Source organism: Pseudonocardia terrae (assembly GCF_021343995.1).
GTDB classification, from domain to species: domain Bacteria; phylum Actinomycetota; class Actinomycetes; order Mycobacteriales; family Pseudonocardiaceae; genus Pseudonocardia; species Pseudonocardia terrae.
This window is the reverse complement of sequence record NZ_JAJTTE010000058.1, coordinates 1-15,547: the sequence shown is the minus strand read 5'-3', so window position 1 is coordinate 15,547 and position 15,547 is coordinate 1. Positions and strand designations below refer to the sequence as shown.

Annotated in this window: 16 protein-coding genes; 11 read left to right on the top strand and 5 right to left on the bottom strand. The window is 74.7% G+C overall.

The genetic code is table 11. The features are described 5' to 3' along the window. Positions 1-46: 46 nt before the first annotated feature. The 3 genes from LWC33_RS28525 to LWC33_RS28515 form a co-directional block, all read right to left on the bottom strand. Complete coding sequence (locus tag LWC33_RS28525; RefSeq protein ID WP_233307783.1) at positions 47-445, bottom strand: hypothetical protein; 399 nt, start codon at positions 443-445, stop codon at positions 47-49. A gap of 28 nt (positions 446-473) precedes the next feature. Further along, on the bottom strand, positions 474-2,333 hold the full coding sequence (locus tag LWC33_RS28520; RefSeq protein ID WP_233307782.1) for a CheR family methyltransferase: 1,860 nt from the start codon (positions 2,331-2,333) through the stop codon (positions 474-476). Between the two features lie 82 nt (positions 2,334-2,415). Then, a complete protein-coding gene (locus LWC33_RS28515; RefSeq protein WP_233307781.1) occupies positions 2,416-3,534 on the bottom strand; it encodes a chemotaxis protein CheB in 1,119 nt (372 codons plus the stop codon). 137 nt (positions 3,535-3,671) lie between these two features. Here LWC33_RS28515 and LWC33_RS28510 point away from each other — a divergent pair, with 137 nt between their 5' ends. Next, positions 3,672-4,670: a chemotaxis protein CheB gene (locus LWC33_RS28510; RefSeq protein ID WP_233307780.1), complete on the top strand. Its 999-nt coding sequence runs from the start codon at positions 3,672-3,674 to the stop codon at positions 4,668-4,670. Positions 4,671-4,732: 62 nt separating this feature from the next. On the opposite strand, the gene LWC33_RS28505 is transcribed toward LWC33_RS28510, so the two are convergent. Both LWC33_RS28505 and LWC33_RS28500 read right to left on the bottom strand, forming a co-directional pair. Then, on the bottom strand, positions 4,733-5,803 hold the full coding sequence (locus tag LWC33_RS28505; RefSeq protein WP_233307779.1) for a GAF and ANTAR domain-containing protein: 1,071 nt from the start codon (positions 5,801-5,803) through the stop codon (positions 4,733-4,735). A gap of 129 nt (positions 5,804-5,932) precedes the next feature. Then, the gene (locus LWC33_RS28500) at positions 5,933-6,505 is read right to left on the bottom strand and encodes a DUF6328 family protein (protein WP_233307778.1); all 573 of its coding nucleotides are present in this window, start codon (positions 6,503-6,505) and stop codon (positions 5,933-5,935) included. Between the two features lie 142 nt (positions 6,506-6,647). Here LWC33_RS28500 and LWC33_RS28495 point away from each other — a divergent pair, with 142 nt between their 5' ends. The 10 genes from LWC33_RS28495 (at position 6,648) to LWC33_RS28450 (ending at position 14,902) form a co-directional block, all read left to right on the top strand. After that, the gene (locus LWC33_RS28495; protein ID WP_233307777.1) at positions 6,648-7,208 is read left to right on the top strand and encodes a CinA family protein; all 561 of its coding nucleotides are present in this window, start codon (positions 6,648-6,650) and stop codon (positions 7,206-7,208) included. Beyond that, a complete protein-coding gene (locus LWC33_RS28490) occupies positions 7,205-8,308 on the top strand; it encodes a spore photoproduct lyase family protein (protein ID WP_233307776.1) in 1,104 nt (367 codons plus the stop codon). Before LWC33_RS28495 ends, LWC33_RS28490 begins: the two co-directional genes overlap by 4 nt. Positions 8,309-8,368: 60 nt before the next feature. Then, a complete protein-coding gene (locus LWC33_RS28485; RefSeq protein ID WP_233307775.1) occupies positions 8,369-9,211 on the top strand; it encodes an oxygenase MpaB family protein in 843 nt (280 codons plus the stop codon). 70 nt (positions 9,212-9,281) lie between these two features. Further along, on the top strand, positions 9,282-9,488 hold the full coding sequence (locus tag LWC33_RS28480; protein WP_233307774.1) for a hypervirulence associated TUDOR domain-containing protein: 207 nt from the start codon (positions 9,282-9,284) through the stop codon (positions 9,486-9,488). Positions 9,489-9,582: 94 nt separating this feature from the next. Beyond that, positions 9,583-10,386 (top strand): SDR family NAD(P)-dependent oxidoreductase, encoded by an 804-nt coding sequence (locus LWC33_RS28475; RefSeq protein ID WP_233307773.1) that lies wholly within the window; start codon positions 9,583-9,585, stop codon positions 10,384-10,386. A gap of 27 nt (positions 10,387-10,413) precedes the next feature. Next, positions 10,414-10,848: a ChaB family protein gene (locus LWC33_RS28470; protein ID WP_233307772.1), complete on the top strand. Its 435-nt coding sequence runs from the start codon at positions 10,414-10,416 to the stop codon at positions 10,846-10,848. A gap of 94 nt (positions 10,849-10,942) precedes the next feature. Further along, a complete protein-coding gene (locus LWC33_RS28465) occupies positions 10,943-11,503 on the top strand; it encodes a hypothetical protein (protein ID WP_233307771.1) in 561 nt (186 codons plus the stop codon). Positions 11,504-11,810: 307 nt separating this feature from the next. Beyond that, the gene (locus tag LWC33_RS28460) at positions 11,811-12,767 is read left to right on the top strand and encodes an SDR family NAD(P)-dependent oxidoreductase (RefSeq protein ID WP_233307770.1); all 957 of its coding nucleotides are present in this window, start codon (positions 11,811-11,813) and stop codon (positions 12,765-12,767) included. Positions 12,768-12,863: 96 nt separating this feature from the next. Next, positions 12,864-13,295: an SRPBCC family protein gene (locus LWC33_RS28455; RefSeq protein WP_233307769.1), complete on the top strand. Its 432-nt coding sequence runs from the start codon at positions 12,864-12,866 to the stop codon at positions 13,293-13,295. Continuing rightward, positions 13,292-14,902, top strand: coding sequence for a phytoene desaturase family protein (locus tag LWC33_RS28450; protein ID WP_233307768.1), 1,611 nt, complete (start codon positions 13,292-13,294; stop codon positions 14,900-14,902). Before LWC33_RS28455 ends, LWC33_RS28450 begins: the two co-directional genes overlap by 4 nt. The last annotated feature ends 645 nt before the right edge of the window (positions 14,903-15,547 follow it).

The following is a 15,547-nucleotide window of genomic DNA, read 5'->3' as shown; positions in this document are numbered from 1 at the left end:
CCAGGGCGTGACGGGTCCGGGGCGGTCCCGTCCTTCGCCCGCCGGATCAGTCCTGCCCGGCCGGGTCCCGGACGGTCCCGCCCTGCTCCCGTTCCGCCGCGGCCTCGGCCAGGGACCGCTCGGCCGCCCCCCGGGCCTCGATCGCGGCGCGGCGGTGTCGCTCGGCGGCCTCGAGGACGCCGGCCGCCATCAGGGTCGTGGCGGCGTTCTCGTGGCTCTCGGCGGCGAGCAGGTACCGCCGGGCGGCCCGCTCGTGCGCCGTCTCGGCGTGCCGACGCGCCGCGAGCGCCCGCTCCTCCGCGGACTCCACGTCCGCGGGGGTGGAGCCGCGCCACCCGCGCTTCGCGATCTCGCGCCGCCGGGCGCGCAGCTGCTCGAGCCGCTCGTCGATCTCCGCACGGCGGCGCTCGACGGCGGCCAGGAAGTCGGCCTCCTCCTCGTTCACGCCCGCCCCTCGCCGTGTCGACGGGCCGCTAGCGGGCCGGAACGCCTTCGGCGCCCGCCGACTCCTCCATCGTCAGGATCGCGCCGACCACCGTCTCGCCGTCGCCGCGCAGGGGGCTGGCGATGACCCGGACGTCGATGCTGCGGCCGCGTCGGTTGATCGCCGGCAGGGTCACCTCCTGCGGTCCGTCCTCGCCGGCCAGGGTACTGCGCACGACCGGCCGCACGAGGTCCAGCGGCAGGCCGATGTCGAGGTTGAGGAAGTGCTGGCCGACGGCCTCGTCGCGGCGCAGCCCCCACAGCTCCTCCGCCTGGTGGTTCCAGACCTGCACGTGCAGCTCGGTCCCGACGACGACGACGCCGGCCCGCAGGCTGGTCAGGATCGTCTCGAGGAACTCGTTGGTCCGGTCCAGCTCGCCGGTGCGGTCCTGCAGCTCGTCGTTGATCGTCTGGAGCTCGTCGTTGGTCGACTGGAGCTCCTCGTTCATCGTCTCGAGCTCCTCGTTCGTGGACTGGAGCTCCTCGTTGGTGGTCTCCAGCTCCTCGACCGTGGACTGGAGCTCCTCGTTGGTCGTCTCGAGCTCCTCGTTGGTGGACTGGAGCTCCTCGTACGCCGTCTCGAGCTGGCGGTTGGCCTGCTCGAGCTCGTCCTGCAGCCGGCGGAAGTCCGTGACGTCGTGGAAGGCGAGGCTCACGCCCTGCACGTCGGTGCCCGACCCGACCAGCGGGCTGACCTGCACCTCGAGGTGGATCGTCTCCGGCCCGCGGTGGTAGGTGACGTCCGTGACCCGGACCGTGCGCCGCTCGCTCTGCGCCTTCTCGATGTGCCGGCGCAGCTCCAGCGGGCGGTAGGAGAGCTCCAGGTCGCGGAAGGGCCGGCCGACGTCCCGCGTCGAGACGCCGAACAGCACCTCGGCCTGCCGGTTGACCACGGCGATCACACCGTCCTCGGTGAGGACGACCTGGGCCAGCGGCGAGGCGAGCACGGCCTCGTTGCGCAGGACGTCGATGCCGGTCAGCGGGGCCCGGTTGAGAGGGGGCGGGGCCTCGGCGAACAGGGTGCCGTTCTGCGGGGTGACCCGCGGCGCCTTGCGGAACGTGCGCCGCTTGAGGTCGATCGGCAGGAACAGCGCGCCGTGGCTGAGCAGCATCTCGGCCTTGCCCAGGAACAGCACGCCGGGCTCGGAGAGCGCGAAGTGGAAGCGGGTGAGGATCCGGGCCTGGGTCTCCGCGTTGAAGTACATCAGGGTGTTGCGGCAGACCAGCAGGTCGATCCGGGAGATCGGGGCGTCCTGCACCAGGTCGTTGCGGCCGAAGATCACCGAGCGGCGCAGGTCCTTGCGGAAGGCGAACCGGCCCCCGGTCTGCTCGAAGTACCGTTCCAGGAGCTCGGGCGGGATGCCGCGTACCTCGCGGTCGGAGTAGGTGCCGTGCCGGGCGTGGGTGAGCGCCTCCTCGTCCACGTCCGTGGCGTAGATCTTCACCCGGTCGCGGAACTCCGCGGTGCCCAGCATCTCGGCCAGCACGATCGCGAGCGTGTAGGCCTCCTCGCCGGAGGCGCAGCCGGCGCTCCACACCCGCAGCGGCTCGGTGGGGCCCTTGGTGGCCAGCAGCGCCGGCAGCACGTCGGTCCGGAGGTACTCCCAGGCCTCGGCGTCCCGGAAGAACCCGGTGACGTTGATCAGGATGGTGTTGAACAGCGCCGTGAACTCCTCGGCGTGCAGCTCGAGGTAGTCCAGGTACTCCGCGTAGTCCGGGACGCCGACCTGCGACATCCGCCGGTCCACCCGCCGGATCAGGCTCGACCGCTTGTACCCGGTGAAGTCGAAGCCGCGGCTGACCTTCAGGTGCTGGAGCAGGGCCTCGAAGGCCGGATCCGGCTGCGACAACGACGTACTCCCGCTCCCCTCGGCCGACGCGCCGCCGGGCGGGGCGCGCCGGGAGCCTAGCCGATCCAGGCCCTCCACCCGTTCATTCCTCTGGCAGGTCGCGGGTGAGCATCCGCCGTAACGTCGCGGCCTCGGACCCGGTCCGATCGGCCTTGCGCCGGTGCGACCGCGCCGCGTGCGGCCGGTTCGCCGCCTCGGCGGTGTCGGCGAGCCAGCGTTGCAGCGCCGCCTTCTCCTCCAGCGCCCGCAGCGCCGCCCACAGCACGACCTCGGCGGCGTCCGACTGCTCCGCGGCGAGGCTGCCGGGGGACCAGGCGTGGCCCACCCGGCAGCGAAAGCGGGGGGCGGGAGCGCCGTCGAGCAGGAACAGCACGCCGTCGCAGTCCGGGCAGGACAGGGGCGAGGGCTCGCCCAGCTCGACCTGGGGCGCGAGGCCCGGCACCGCGTCGGCCACGTCGGCCTCCTCGGCGGCGAGCGGGTCGGTCGGATCCGCGGGGTCGGACAGGTCCGGATCGGCCGGATCGTCGGGCGGGTCGTGCAGGAGCTCGGCGACGGCCGCGCCCAGCTTGGCCGCGGGCAACGCCCGGACCCCCGGCACGTGGTCGAGGGCGCTCTGCGGCATCCCGGTGTACAGCGCCTCCGCGGGCTCCTGGACGAGGGCGGCCCCGCCCTGCCGGGCCAGGACCGCGAGGCCCGCGGTGCCGTCGTCGCGGTTGCCGGACAGCACAATCCCGATCGCGTGCGACCCGAAGTCCACGGCCGCGGAGCGGAAGAGCGGGTCGATGGACGGCCGGTGCCCGTTCTCCCGCGGCCCGCGCGAGAGGTGCAGGTGCCCGTCGGCGACGAGGACGTGGTGGTCCGCGGGTGCGGCGTAGATGTGGCCGCGTTCCAGGCGCATCCCGTGCCGCACCGTCACCGCCGGCAACGGCCCGGCCCGGCCGAGGATCGCGGCGAGTGCGCTGGGCGCGTCGCTCGGGATGTGCAGGACCACGACGACCGCCGCCGGCAGCCCCAGGGGCAGCCCGGCGACCATGGTGCGCAGTGCCTCCACCCCGCCGGCCGAGGCTCCGATCACCACGAGGTCCGTGACGACGGCGGCGGGCACGCGCGCGGGTGCCTCGCCCGGGGCGTCACCGTGCGGGACGGTCACACCGCCCGCCGGTCCGTCCGGGAACGGTCCGACCGCGGACACGTCCGGCACGGGAACCGCCTCTCGAGTCGGGCATCGGGCAGGCGCCGGACGGGTACCGTCCGGGCCTCGCCGAACCGTACCCCTTCCCGGCCGGATCAGCGGTCCGCCGGGCGGTTGGACCGGCCAGGACCGGGAAGGCGGCGCGGATGGCCGACGACGCGTTGCTCGTGATCGGTGCCTCCGCGGGAGGCGTCGAGGCACTCGTCGACCTCGTCGCCGGCCTCCCGGGCGACCTTCCCGCCGCGGTCCTGGTCACCGTGCACACCGGGGACCGGCCGCGCAGCACGCTGCCGCAGGTCCTCGCCCGCGCCGGGCCGCTGCCGGCCGACCAGGCGGCGGACGGGGATTCGCTGCGCGTGGGCCGGATCCTGGTGGCCCCGCCGGGCCGGCACCTGCTGGTGGGCCGCGACGGCGTCGCCGGCGGAGACATCGCGGTACTCAGCGCGGGACCCAAGGTGAACCGGCACCGCCCGGCGGTCGACGCGATGTTCGCCTCGGCCGCGCGGGCGCGAGGGCGCCGCGTGGTCGCGGCGGTGCTCTCCGGCGCCCTCGACGACGGCGCGGTGGGCGCCGCCCTCGTCGACCGGGCGGGCGGCCGGGTACTGGTGCAGGACCCGGCGGACGCCCTCTTCGACTCGATGCCGCGGGCCGCGGCGGCGACCGTCCCGGACGCGCGGGCGGCGGCCGCCGCCGAGCTGGGCCCGCTGCTCGCGACGACGGTGCACGAGCTTCCCGTGGGAGGTGACGGCATGCACGACACGCCGGATGTCCCGGCCGACGACGAGGGCATGGCCCGGAGCCGTGATCCGGCCTATCTCCGGCCGGACGAGAGCGCGACCACCCGGATGGCGTGCCCCGAGTGCGGCGGCGGACTGGCCCGGATCGACCTGCCGCGCATCGGCTTCTACCGGTGCCATGTGGGTCACCAGTACAGCCCCCGCTCGCTCGAGGCCGCCCAGCGCGAGGAGGTGGAGGCGAAGCTGTGGACGGCGATCGCCGCCCTCGAGGAGCACGCGGCGCTGGCCCGGTTCCTCGAGCAGGGCGTGGACTCCGATCCCTCCTCGGACTTCGCCCGGCGGGCCGAGCACTCCGCCGAGACGGCGAGGCTGATGCGGGAGCAGTTGCTGCGTGGGCACACCACCTGAGCGCATCCGCGCAGCAACCGCCCGGGCGCGACGCCCCGACCACGGCCTCCTGAGGACCGCCGTCAGTCCGTGGCGCCCGCGACGGTGCGGCGGGCGACCTCCACGAGCTTGGTGTTGGTGTTGCGGGAGGCGTGTCGCAGCAGCTCGAACGCGGCCTGTTCGTCGATCCCGTGGGTGTGCATGAGCACGCCCTTCGCCTGCCCGATGAGGTCCCGGCTGCCCAGCGCCCGGACCAGGTTCTCGGCCTGCAGCGCCCCGGCGAGGGCCATCGCCGCCTGCGCCGCGCACAGGCGGCCGCGGGCGAGCTCGGCGGCGCCGAACGCGCCGGGGACGGGGGCGAACAGCACCAGCGCGGCCGCGGGCGGCCGCGAGTCCGCGACCAGGGGGAACGCGGCCACCGACGTCACCCCGTGCCGGGTGGCCGGGCTCGCGAAGCCGGGCCACCTCGAGGTGGCCTCCGCCGTGCCGAGGTCGTGCACGACGATCGGTGCGCCGTCGTGGAGCGCGTCGGGCCCCGGGCCCTCGCCCAGCCGGCCCTGCAGCGCACAGACCAGCTCGGCCGTCCGGTCGGTCGCGGCGCGGACCACCGCCTCGTCGTCGCCCCCGGCGAGCAGGAGGCCGACGTGCGGGGCCGCGGGCACCGCGCGCCGGGCGGCCTCGACGGCGGCGACGCAGACCCCGTCGGTGTCACGCCCGGTCAGCAGCGTGCGGGTGGTCTCCTCGAGCAGCTCGACCAGGTCCGGCGGGTCCTCGACGGCCGCCGGGGCGAGGTCCGGGGCGGGCGCGGGGTCGACGGTGTGCCGGAGCAGCGCACCGGACTCCCGGCGAACCCGCGCCACGTGCGCGTGCAGGCTGCCGGACCGCTCGACCAGCTCGGCCTGGCGGCGGCGCAGCTCCACCGCGCGGGCCCGGGCGAGCCGGGCCGCGGCGAGCCGGACCGCCCGGTTCTCCTGCGCCTCGGGGCCCGAGCCCCGGACCGAGCCCGCGCCCGAGCCGTCGCCCGGAGCGACCCCTGGGGCGCCCACGATCCCCAACTCCTCGTCGAGCACCCCGAGGGTGCGCTCGACGAGGTCGAAGGCCTGCGCCAGCTCCGCCCAGCGCACGGGTACGTCGGCGGTTCCGCCCTCCGGCACGTCGTCCCCCTTTCGCGGCTGACCTCGACGCTAGCGCCGGGTGCACGCGGTGGCCATCGCAGCGGTCGTGGCGGTCGGCACGCGCCACCGTGGGCCCACTAGCGGGCTCACCGGTCAGCTCGGGTCCGCTCAGCCGTCGCCCAGCCGACGCCGGATCACAGTCGGCACGAGGACCCAGAGCACGCCGAGCAGGACCAGCGCCACGCACGCCGCGATCACCCCGGCCACCCCGCCGAGGACCATCGCGAAGATCAGCTCGACGACCCCGACGACGGCGAGCCCCAGCGTGGTGAGGCCGGCGATCGCGAACCGCTGGCTCGCCCGGACGAGCGGACGCCGCGCGTGCAGGCGGAAGAGCACCCGGTGCAGGATCACGGGCGCGATGAGCAGCCCGGTCGCGATCACCGACAGGGAGGTGGCCACGAGGTAGACCCCCCGCTGGTGCGGGGCGAGCTCGGGGAACCGGGCCTGGAACGGGACGGTCAGCAGCAGCCCGGTGAGCAGCTGCACGCCGGTCTGCGAGACCCGCAGCTCCTGCAGCAGGTCGGCCCAGTTCCGGTCCAGCCGCTCGGTCGGGGTCTCACTCCGCTCCCGGCGGTCCCACTCGGCGTCCGGGTCGGTCTGCTCGACCGTCCCGCCGTGCCCGTCGTGCTGCTCGTCGGCGTCGGGATCACCGGGGGAGTCGGACCGCTCGGGCTCCACGTGCCACCTCCGCTGCGTACGCTGGGAGCAGAGCGTGCCACGGCCGGCCGTCGTTTCGCAGTCGCCGCGAGGGGTATCGGCCCCGCAGGTCGGACGACCGCCCTGACACCGTCCCCGAACGATCCGCGAGGCACGACATCCCATGAACGAACCGACTCCCGACGACATCGCCGCGACGATCGCGGAGCGCGCCTCGGCGGGCGGCCGCACCGTGGCCGTCGCCGAGTCGCTGACCGGAGGCATGGTCGCCTCCGCCCTGGCCCGCGCCGAGGGCGCCTCGACATGGTTCCGCGGCTCGGTCGTGGCCTACTCCAGCGAGGTCAAGCACGACCTGCTGGAGGTCCCGGAGGGGCCGGTCGTGAGCGAGACGGCGGCCCGGACCATGGCGGCCCGGGTGCGCGCCCTGCTCGGCGCCGACCTCGCCGTGGCCCTCACCGGCTCCGGCGGCCCGGACCCGCAGGACGGCCAGCCGCCGGGCACGGTCTACATGGCCGCCGCCGGCGAGCCCGGCGGCGAGGAGGTCCTCCGGCTCGACCTCGAGGGCGAGCCCGCCGAGATCTGCGGCGCCGCCGCGAAGGCGGCCCTCGAGCTGATCGCGGCCCGTCTCGAGGCGGAGCAGGAATCGGAGCAGGAACCCGGGCAGGAATCGGGGCAGGCATCGGGGCAGGAGCCGGTGGGCGCAGCGCGCGGCGGCACGGGATGACCGACGTCCCGGCGGGCACGCTCACCGGGACCCCGACGCCGGCACAGCGCCTCCTGCAGGTCCGCACGATCTACGCCGAGCCCGAGGCCCGGGACTCACCGCGCGGCCGGCAGGTGCTGGAGCGCTTCCCGGGGGCGGAGATCGTCGAGGTCCCGTCGCACTGGCAGATCCCGGAGCTGCACGGCAACGCCGGCAACGTCGACCGCTGGGTCCGCGTGAAGACCGAGACGCTCGTGCTGGGCGTGAAGAAGTCGTTGTCCGCGCGGCCCAACGGGCGGTCGTCGGACTTCATCGCGCCCTCCACCGCCAACGGCTGCGCCATGGCCTGCGCCTACTGCTACGTCCCCCGGCGCAAGGGCTACGCCAACCCGATCACGGTGTTCACCAACATCGAGCGGATCACGAAGTACCTGCGCGGGCACGTGCAGCGCCAGGGTCCCAAGCGGGAGCCGAACCAGGTCGACCCGCACGCCTGGGTCTACGACATCGGCGAGAGCTCCGACGTGTCGGTCGACGCCCTGGTCAGCGACAACGTGGCGGACCTGATCGGGACCTTCCGCGAGCTGCCCACGGCCAAGGCCAGCTTCGCCACCAAGTTCGTCAACCGCGCGCTGCTCGACCTGGACGCGCGGGGCCGCACCCGGATCCGCTTCTCGCTCATGCCCGAGCGCGACTCGAAGCTCCTCGACGTGCGCACCAGCCCGGTCGCGGAGCGGATCGCGGCGATCGACGACTTCGTGGCCGCGGGCTACGAGGTGCACCTCAACCTCTCGCCGATCGTGCTGCGCGAGGGCTGGGAGCGGGACTGGGCGGAGCTGCTCGAGCGGCTCGACGACGAGCTCGGCCCGGCGTTCAAGGAACAGGCCGCCGCGGAGATCATCATGCTGACCCACAACCGGGAGCTGCACGAGGTCAACCTGGGCTGGCACCCGAAGGCCGAGGACGTGCTGTGGCGGCCCGAGCTGCAGCAGGCCAAGCGCAGCCAGAGCGGGATGTGGAACGTCCGCTACCGCAACGTCCCCAAGCGCGAGGGCGTGCAGGCCGTCACCGACCTCATCACGCGGCACGCGCCCTGGCTGCGGGTGCGGTACGCCTTCTGACCACATCTGCGCACACGCCGCGCGTACAGTGCCCGCACACCTCGCCCGAGGAGGTCACCGATGAGCGTCGACGCCGCCCCGCCGGTGGACCACGGCCTGTTCGGACCGGCGTCGGTGACCTGGCGCGTGCACCTGGAACCCGTCATGTGGGTCGCCGGGATGCGGGCGCTGCTGCTGCAGTCCCTGCACCCGTGGGTGATGCGCGGGACCTACCAGAACAGCGCGTTGTTCGACCCGGCCAAGGCGTGGCCGCGGTTCCAGCGGACCGTGGAGTTCGTCGGCACCCGGACCTTCGGCTCGCTGGCCGAGGTGGAGGTCGCCGGGGCCCGGGTCCGGCGGTTGCACCACAAGCTGCACGGCACCGACCCGGACAGCGGCAGGCGGTTCCCGATCGACGCGCCCGAGGGCCTGCTCTGGGTGCACTGCGGCGAGATCGACTCGTACGTCGACGTCGCCCGCCGCGCCGGGATCGTCACCGCCGCGGAGGCCGACGCGTACGTGGCCGAGAGCGTCCGCGCCGCCGAGGTCGTCGGCCTCGACCCGGCCGACGTGCCGGCCTCCCGGGCGGAGCTGGCGGCGTACTACACCCGGATGCGGCCCCGGCTGCGGGTCACCGACGAGGCGCGGATCGCCGTGGGCGGGCTGCTCGCGCCGCCGGCGGGGGCACCCGCCTGGACCCGGGCGGCGATCTCGGCCACCGCGACCGCCGCAGTGGCCACGCTCCCGCGCTGGGCCCGTCGGATGTACGGGCTGCCCGGCCTGCCGACGACCGACCTGGCCGCGTCGGCGCTGCTCGGCGGCCTGCGCCGGGCCACCGACCTGCTGCCGGACCCGCCCGCGCCGCCCGAGGTCCGCGAGGCGCGCCGGCTCGTCCGCGAGGCCCGCGCCGCCCGCCCGGTGTGAGACGCGGTGTGAGGTGCGCGGCGTGCGGGGTATCGCCGTGTGGACCGTTCGCCACACACGGGAGGCCAGGATGAGCGAGTTCAAGAAGGGCGACAAGGTCCGCTGGAAGAGCCACGGCGGCTGGGCCGAGGGCGAGGTGCTGAAGAAGATCACCGAGGACACCGAGGCCGGCGGGCGCACGGTGCGGGCGTCGAAGGACGAGCCGCAGTACCTCGTCCGCAGCGAGAAGAGTGACAGCGAGGCCGTGCACAAGCCCGGGGCGCTGGAGCGCTGCTGACGGTCGCCCCTGACCCGCCGCCGGCTCCCCGCTGATGGTTCGGCGCTGCGTCGGCGCCGACGGTTCGGCGGGGGCGGGACGGGTAGTCGAGGGCATGACGACCCGAGAACTCGCCCTGGTCACCGGGGCTTCCAGCGGGATCGGGCTCGAGCTCGCCCGCGAGCTGGCCCGCCGCGGCTACGACCTCGTCGTCACCGCGGAGGACGCGGCGCTCGAGACCGCCGAGGGGAAGATCCGCGAGGCCGGCGACGGCACCGACGTCACGACGGTGCACGCGGACCTGCGCCGCCGCGAGGGCGTCGAGGAGGTATGGGCGGCCGTCGGCACCACGGGCCGCCCGCTCGCCGTCGCCGCGCTCAACGCCGGGTTGGGCCTCGGTGGTGCGTTCGTCGAGAACGACCTCGAGGCCGAGCAGGACATCATCGACGTGAACATCACCTCGACGGTCCGCCTGGCCAAGCACGTGCTGCAGCACATGGAGGCGCGGCACCAGGGCCGCGTGCTGGTCACGTCGTCGATCGCGTCCCAGATGCCCGGCACCTACCAGGCGATCTACAACGCCTCGAAGTCCTTCCTGCAGTCCTTCGCACAGGCGGTGCAGGCCGAGCTCGAGGCGCGGGACAGCGGCGTCACGGTGACGTCGCTGATGCCCGGGCCCACCGAGACGAACTTCTTCCACCGCGCCGAGATGGACGACACGAAGATCGGCGCCTCGGACAAGGACGACCCGGCGCAGATCGCGCGGCAGGGGATCGACGCCCTGCTCGACGGCAAGGACAAGGTCGTCGCCGGGTCGCTGTCGACGCGGGCGCAGAGCATGGCCAACGACGTGCTGCCGGACAAGCTGAAGGCCGGGGCGCACCGGAAGATGGCCGAGCCCGGCTCGGCCGAGAGCTGATCGAAGCCGATCGGGGAGGAGACGGAGATGGCCGGGAAGCACGAGCAGGCCGAGAAGATGCGCGACGACGTGCCGTCGACGATCGCGCGCTCCGACGACAAGGCCGTGCGCACCTACAAGAAGACGCTCGAGTCGGCGGAGGACAGCTACGGCGACGGCGAGCGCGCCCACCGCGCCGCCTACGCCGCGCTCAAGCACACCCACGAGAAGGTCGGCGACCACTGGGAGCCGAAGGACGAGCCCGGCCCGTCGGACGAGCAGGCCGAGAAGAGCGCTCCGCAGTCCCGGTCCGACGACGGCGACACCGCCGGCGGCGTCGACGCCAACGCGAGGAAGAGCCACCTCGTGGAGGTCGCGCAGAAGCTCGGCATCGACGATCCCGACGGCAAGAACAAGGACGAGCTGGTGAAGGAGATCGAGAAGGCCAGCGACCGGGAGACGGCCCGCGCGCGACGCAAGTGACCGGGATCACATCAGATTGGTGACACGCGTTTGACCGGCGGTGACGGGAGGAATACCGGGCGGAACCCCCATCGCGTCCGCCGAGGAGCCTGCTGTGACCGACGTGCACCCGGAGGGCCTCGTCGCGGCCCCCGTCCGGGTCCGAGCGCGCCCCCGCCTCGGAGCCCCGCTGTGGCTCTGGGCGACCATCTCCGCCGTCTGCTCGCTGGTCGCGGTGGCCGCCTTCGTGCGGTGGGACCCGCTGGGCGGCACCGGCACGGTCGCGGACACCAGCGCCGCGAGCGGGCTCTCCGCCGGCGGAACCACCCTGCTGCCGCTGGAGCGCGCCTCCGGGCCGGGCGGGGACCTCTCCGGGTTCGCCGGTGACACCGTCACCGCCGAGGGCGTCGCCGTGCAGTCCGTTCCGGCAGGCGACGGGTTCTGGCTGGGTCCCGAGCCCGACCAGCGGGTGTGGGTCCGGCTCGCGACGCAGCCGGGCGAGTCGCCGCTCGCCGTCGCGGCCGGCGACCGCGTGTCCTTCACCGGCCGCATGGTGGCGCACTCCGACGCCTTCGCCGGCCAGGTGCTCCCCGGCGACCCGGCCGCGTCGGCGTTGCTGTCGCGGCAACGGGCCCACGTCGAGGTGGCGCGCTCGGACGTGGAGATCTCGTCCTAGGCGTCTCGTCCCGGGAGTGGCCGGGCCCTGGAGCCGCGCCGAGGAGTGAACCGGCCGCACGTGGGCACGCCCCGGACCTGACCGGACGCGACGACCACGACGACACCATGCCCGAGCAGGTCCTCAAGGAGGCGACCACCACCGGGGCGCCCGGCAACGAGCCCGACACCGCCCCGGAGGAGCCGCAGGGGGCCGGCGGGGAGACGATGCCGGGCTGAGACGCGGGCCGGCCGCGGTGCCCCGGGGGGGCGGCGCAGGTGGTGGCGCGGTCAGGTGTGGCCGCGCGACCTGCGGGTAGCAGCCCACCGTGGAGATCGCGGGGAGCGTCGTGGTGGTGACCGGCGCGTCGAGCGGCATCGGGCGCGCCACCGCACTCGCGCTGCTGCAGCGCGGGGCCACGGTCGTGGGAGTCGCGCGGGACGCCGGGGCCCTGAGCGAGCTGGCGGGTCGGGGCCTCGTCCCGGCGCCCGCCGACGTCACCGACTTCGCCGCGGTCGAGGGCGTGGTGCGGGAGACGACCGAGCGGTTCGGCCGGGTCGACGCCTGGGTGAACTGTGCCGGCGTCATCCAGTTCGGGGCGTTCCTCGACGTGCCCCTCGACGACGTCCGGCGCGTGCTGGACGTCGACCTCATGGGCTACGTCCACGGCTGCCGGGCGGTGTTGCCCGGGATGGTGGAACGCGACCACGGCGTGATCGTCAACGTGGCGTCGATCCTCGGGATCGTCGCACTGCCCTACGGCGCCGCCTACTCGATGGCGAAGTTCGCGATCCGTGCGCTCGCCGTGAGCCTGCGGCAGGAGCTGCGGACCTCCGGCGTGCGCGGGGTGCGGGTCGGCACGGTCCTCCCGGCGGCGATCGACACCCCGATCTGGCGCGACGCCGCGAACCACAGCGGTGCACGACCGCGGCTGGCGGCGCCGACGTACAGCCCCGAGCGCGTCGCGCGGACCATCCTGAACCAGATCCGGCGGCCGCGCCGGGAGGTGGTGGCCGGGGGCATGCTCGGCCGGCTGCTCCTGCTGCAGCACAAGGTCTGGCCGGAGAGCGCCGAGCGGCTGTTCGCCGCGGAGGTGGGCCGGTACGTGCTCGTCCGCGGCGGCGGCCCCGTCGACGACCCCGGCAACCTGTACGACCCGCCCGACCGCCCCCGGCGGGTGCACGACGGCTGGAACGGGCTCCGCCGCGAACGGGCGCGGCGGCTCGCCGCGGGGCTGGGGCTCGCCGCCGCCGTCGGGGCGGCCGTGGGACTGGCCCGGCGCTGAGCACCCGGCCGAGCGCGGGGCTGAACACAGCGCTGGGCTCGGAGCCGAGCGCACGGTCGAGCACGGACACGGATCTACGACTACGAGGGGAGCGCGATGGAGGTCGATCGGTTCGTGCCGGCGGAGCCGGCCAAGGTCTGGCAGGTGTTGTCCGACGGCTGGAACTACCCGCTGTGGGTCGTGGGCGCCACGCACATGCGGGCGGTCGACGAGGGCTTCCCGGCCGTCGGCACCCGGCTGCACCACAGCGTCGGGGCCTGGCCCCTGCTGATCCAGGACCGGACCGAGGTCGTGGCCAGCGAACCGAGGTCGCTGCTCGAGCTCACGGCGCACGCCTGGCCGTCGGGCGCGGCCCGGATCCGGATCACCCTGCGGCCGGAGCCGGGGGGCACCCGGGTCGTGATGGACGAGCATGCCGAGTCCGGGCCCGCGACGCTCCTCCCGGACCTCGTGCAGCAGGCGCTGCTGGTGCCGCGCAACAAGGAGAGCCTGGCCCGGCTCGACGCCGTCGTGCGGAAGCGGTCGTGAGCGGGGCCGCCGCCGACGGCTCGGAGGCCGTCGACGCCGTCGTCGTCGGGGCGGGACACAACGGCCTGGTGGCCGCGAACCTGCTGGCCGACGCCGGGTGGCAGGTCCTCGTCCTCGAGGCCGCCGAGGCCCCGGGCGGTGCCGTGCGGACCGCCGAGATCACCGCGCCCGGCTTCCGCAGCGATCTGTTCAGCGCCTTCTACCCGCTCGGCGCGGCCTCGCCGATCCTGCGCGACCTCGGCCTCGACCGGTACGGCCTGCGCTGGCGGCACGCCCCCGAGGTCGTCGCGCACGTCACGCCGGACGACCGGTGCGTCGTCCTCTCCCGCGACCTCGACACCACGGCCGACGCGCTCGACGCGTTCGCCCCGGGCGACGGGGCGGCCTGGCGCGCGCTGGCGGAGGAGTGGGCGCGGATCCGCGACCCGCTGCTGGAGACGGTGCTGCGCCCGTTCCCGCCGGTCCGCGGCACGCCGCGGCTGCTGCGCGCGCTCGGGACGGCCGACGCGCTGCGGTTCGCACGGACCGTCGTTCAGCCCGTCCGGCGCTTCGCCGAGGAGCGGTTCGCGGGCGAGGGCGCGAAGCTGCTGCTCGCCGGCAACGCCCTGCACACCGACCTCGGGCCCGACATGGCGGGCAGCGCGGTCTTCGGCTGGCTGCTGTGCATGCTGGGCCAGGACGTCGGCTTCCCCGTGCCCGAGGGCGGCGCCGGCCGGATCGTCGACGCCCTGGTGGCCCGGCTGCGCGAGCGCGGGGGGCGGGTCGAGTGCGGCCGGCCCGTCCGCGAGATCCAGCTGCGGTCCGGCCGCGCGGTCGGGGTGCGCGACGCCGAGGGCACACCGGTCACGGTGCGGCGCGCGGTGCTCGCCGACGTCCCGGCCCCGGTGCTGTACCGGGACCTGGTGGGGGAGACGCACCTGCCGCCGCGGTTCGTCCGCGACCTCGACCGGTTCCAGTGGGACACCGCGACCGTGAAGCTCGACTGGGCGCTCGACAGCCCGGTGCCGTGGACGGCGCAGGGGGCTCGTCGGGCCGGGACGGTGCACCTGGGCGCGGACCTCGACGGCCTGCGCGGCTACGCCGCCGACCTCGCCGCCGGGCGGGTGCCGCAGGAGCCGTTCCTGCTGTTCGGGCAGATGACCACCGCGGACCCGTCGCGCTCGCCCGCCGGCACCGAGTCCGCTTGGGCCTACACGCACGTGCCCCGGGGGCTGGGCTGGGGCGAGAACGACCTGCTGCGGCACGCCGAGCTCGTCGAGCGGACGGTGGAGCGCAACGCCCCGGGGTTCCGCGACCTGATCCGCGCGCGGAGCGTGGCCGGGCCCGCGGACCTGCAGCGGCGCAACCCGGGGCTGGTCGACGGCGCGATCAACGGCGGCACGGCGGCGGTGCACCAGCAGCTGGTGTTCCGGCCCGTCCCGGGGCTGGGCCGGGCGGACACCCCGGTCGACCGGCTCTTCCTCGCGGGCTCCTCGGCACACCCCGGTGGGGCGGTGCACGGTGGGGCGGGCGCCAACGCGGCCCGCGCCGCCCTCGCCGCCTCCGGCCGCCTCGGCCCGCTCTACCGCGGCGCGATCCGCGCCGCCCACAAACGCATCTACTCCTGACCCGCCCAGGGCCGCTCGCGGACCCGCTGTCTCAGTGGTCTTGCGCCCATGATCATTGCGAGCGTTACGGGAGGGTCCTTCGAGCAGCGCTCCCGTGACTCTCGCGCGGATCACTGCCTCGCGCCCATGATCGCTACGAGTGGTACGGGAGGGTTGCTCGAGCAGTGCACCTGTGACTCTCGCGCGGATCACTGCACTCGCGCCAATGATCGCTGCGAGCGGTACCGGACGGCCCCTGGGACAGCACTCCTGTCACCTTCGCTCCGATCAAGAGTTCATGATCGGAGTGAGCGGTACGGGAGGGTCCTGCGAGCAGCGCTCCCGTTACGCTCGCGCAATTCACGGCCTCGCGTCGATGATCGCTGCGAGCGGTACGGGAGGGCTCTTCGAACAGCACTCCTGTGACTCTCGCGCGGATCACGGTCACGCGCCCATGATCGCTACGAGCGGTACCGGACGGTCCCTGGGACAGCGCTCCTGTGACTCTCGCGCAATTCACGGCCTCGCGTCGATGATCGCTGCGAGTGGTACGGGAGGGTTCCTCGAGCAGTGCTCCTGTGACTCTCGCGCGGATCACGGCATTTGCGCCCATGATCGCTGCGAGCGGTACCGGACGGCCCCTGGGACAGCACTCCTGTCACCTTC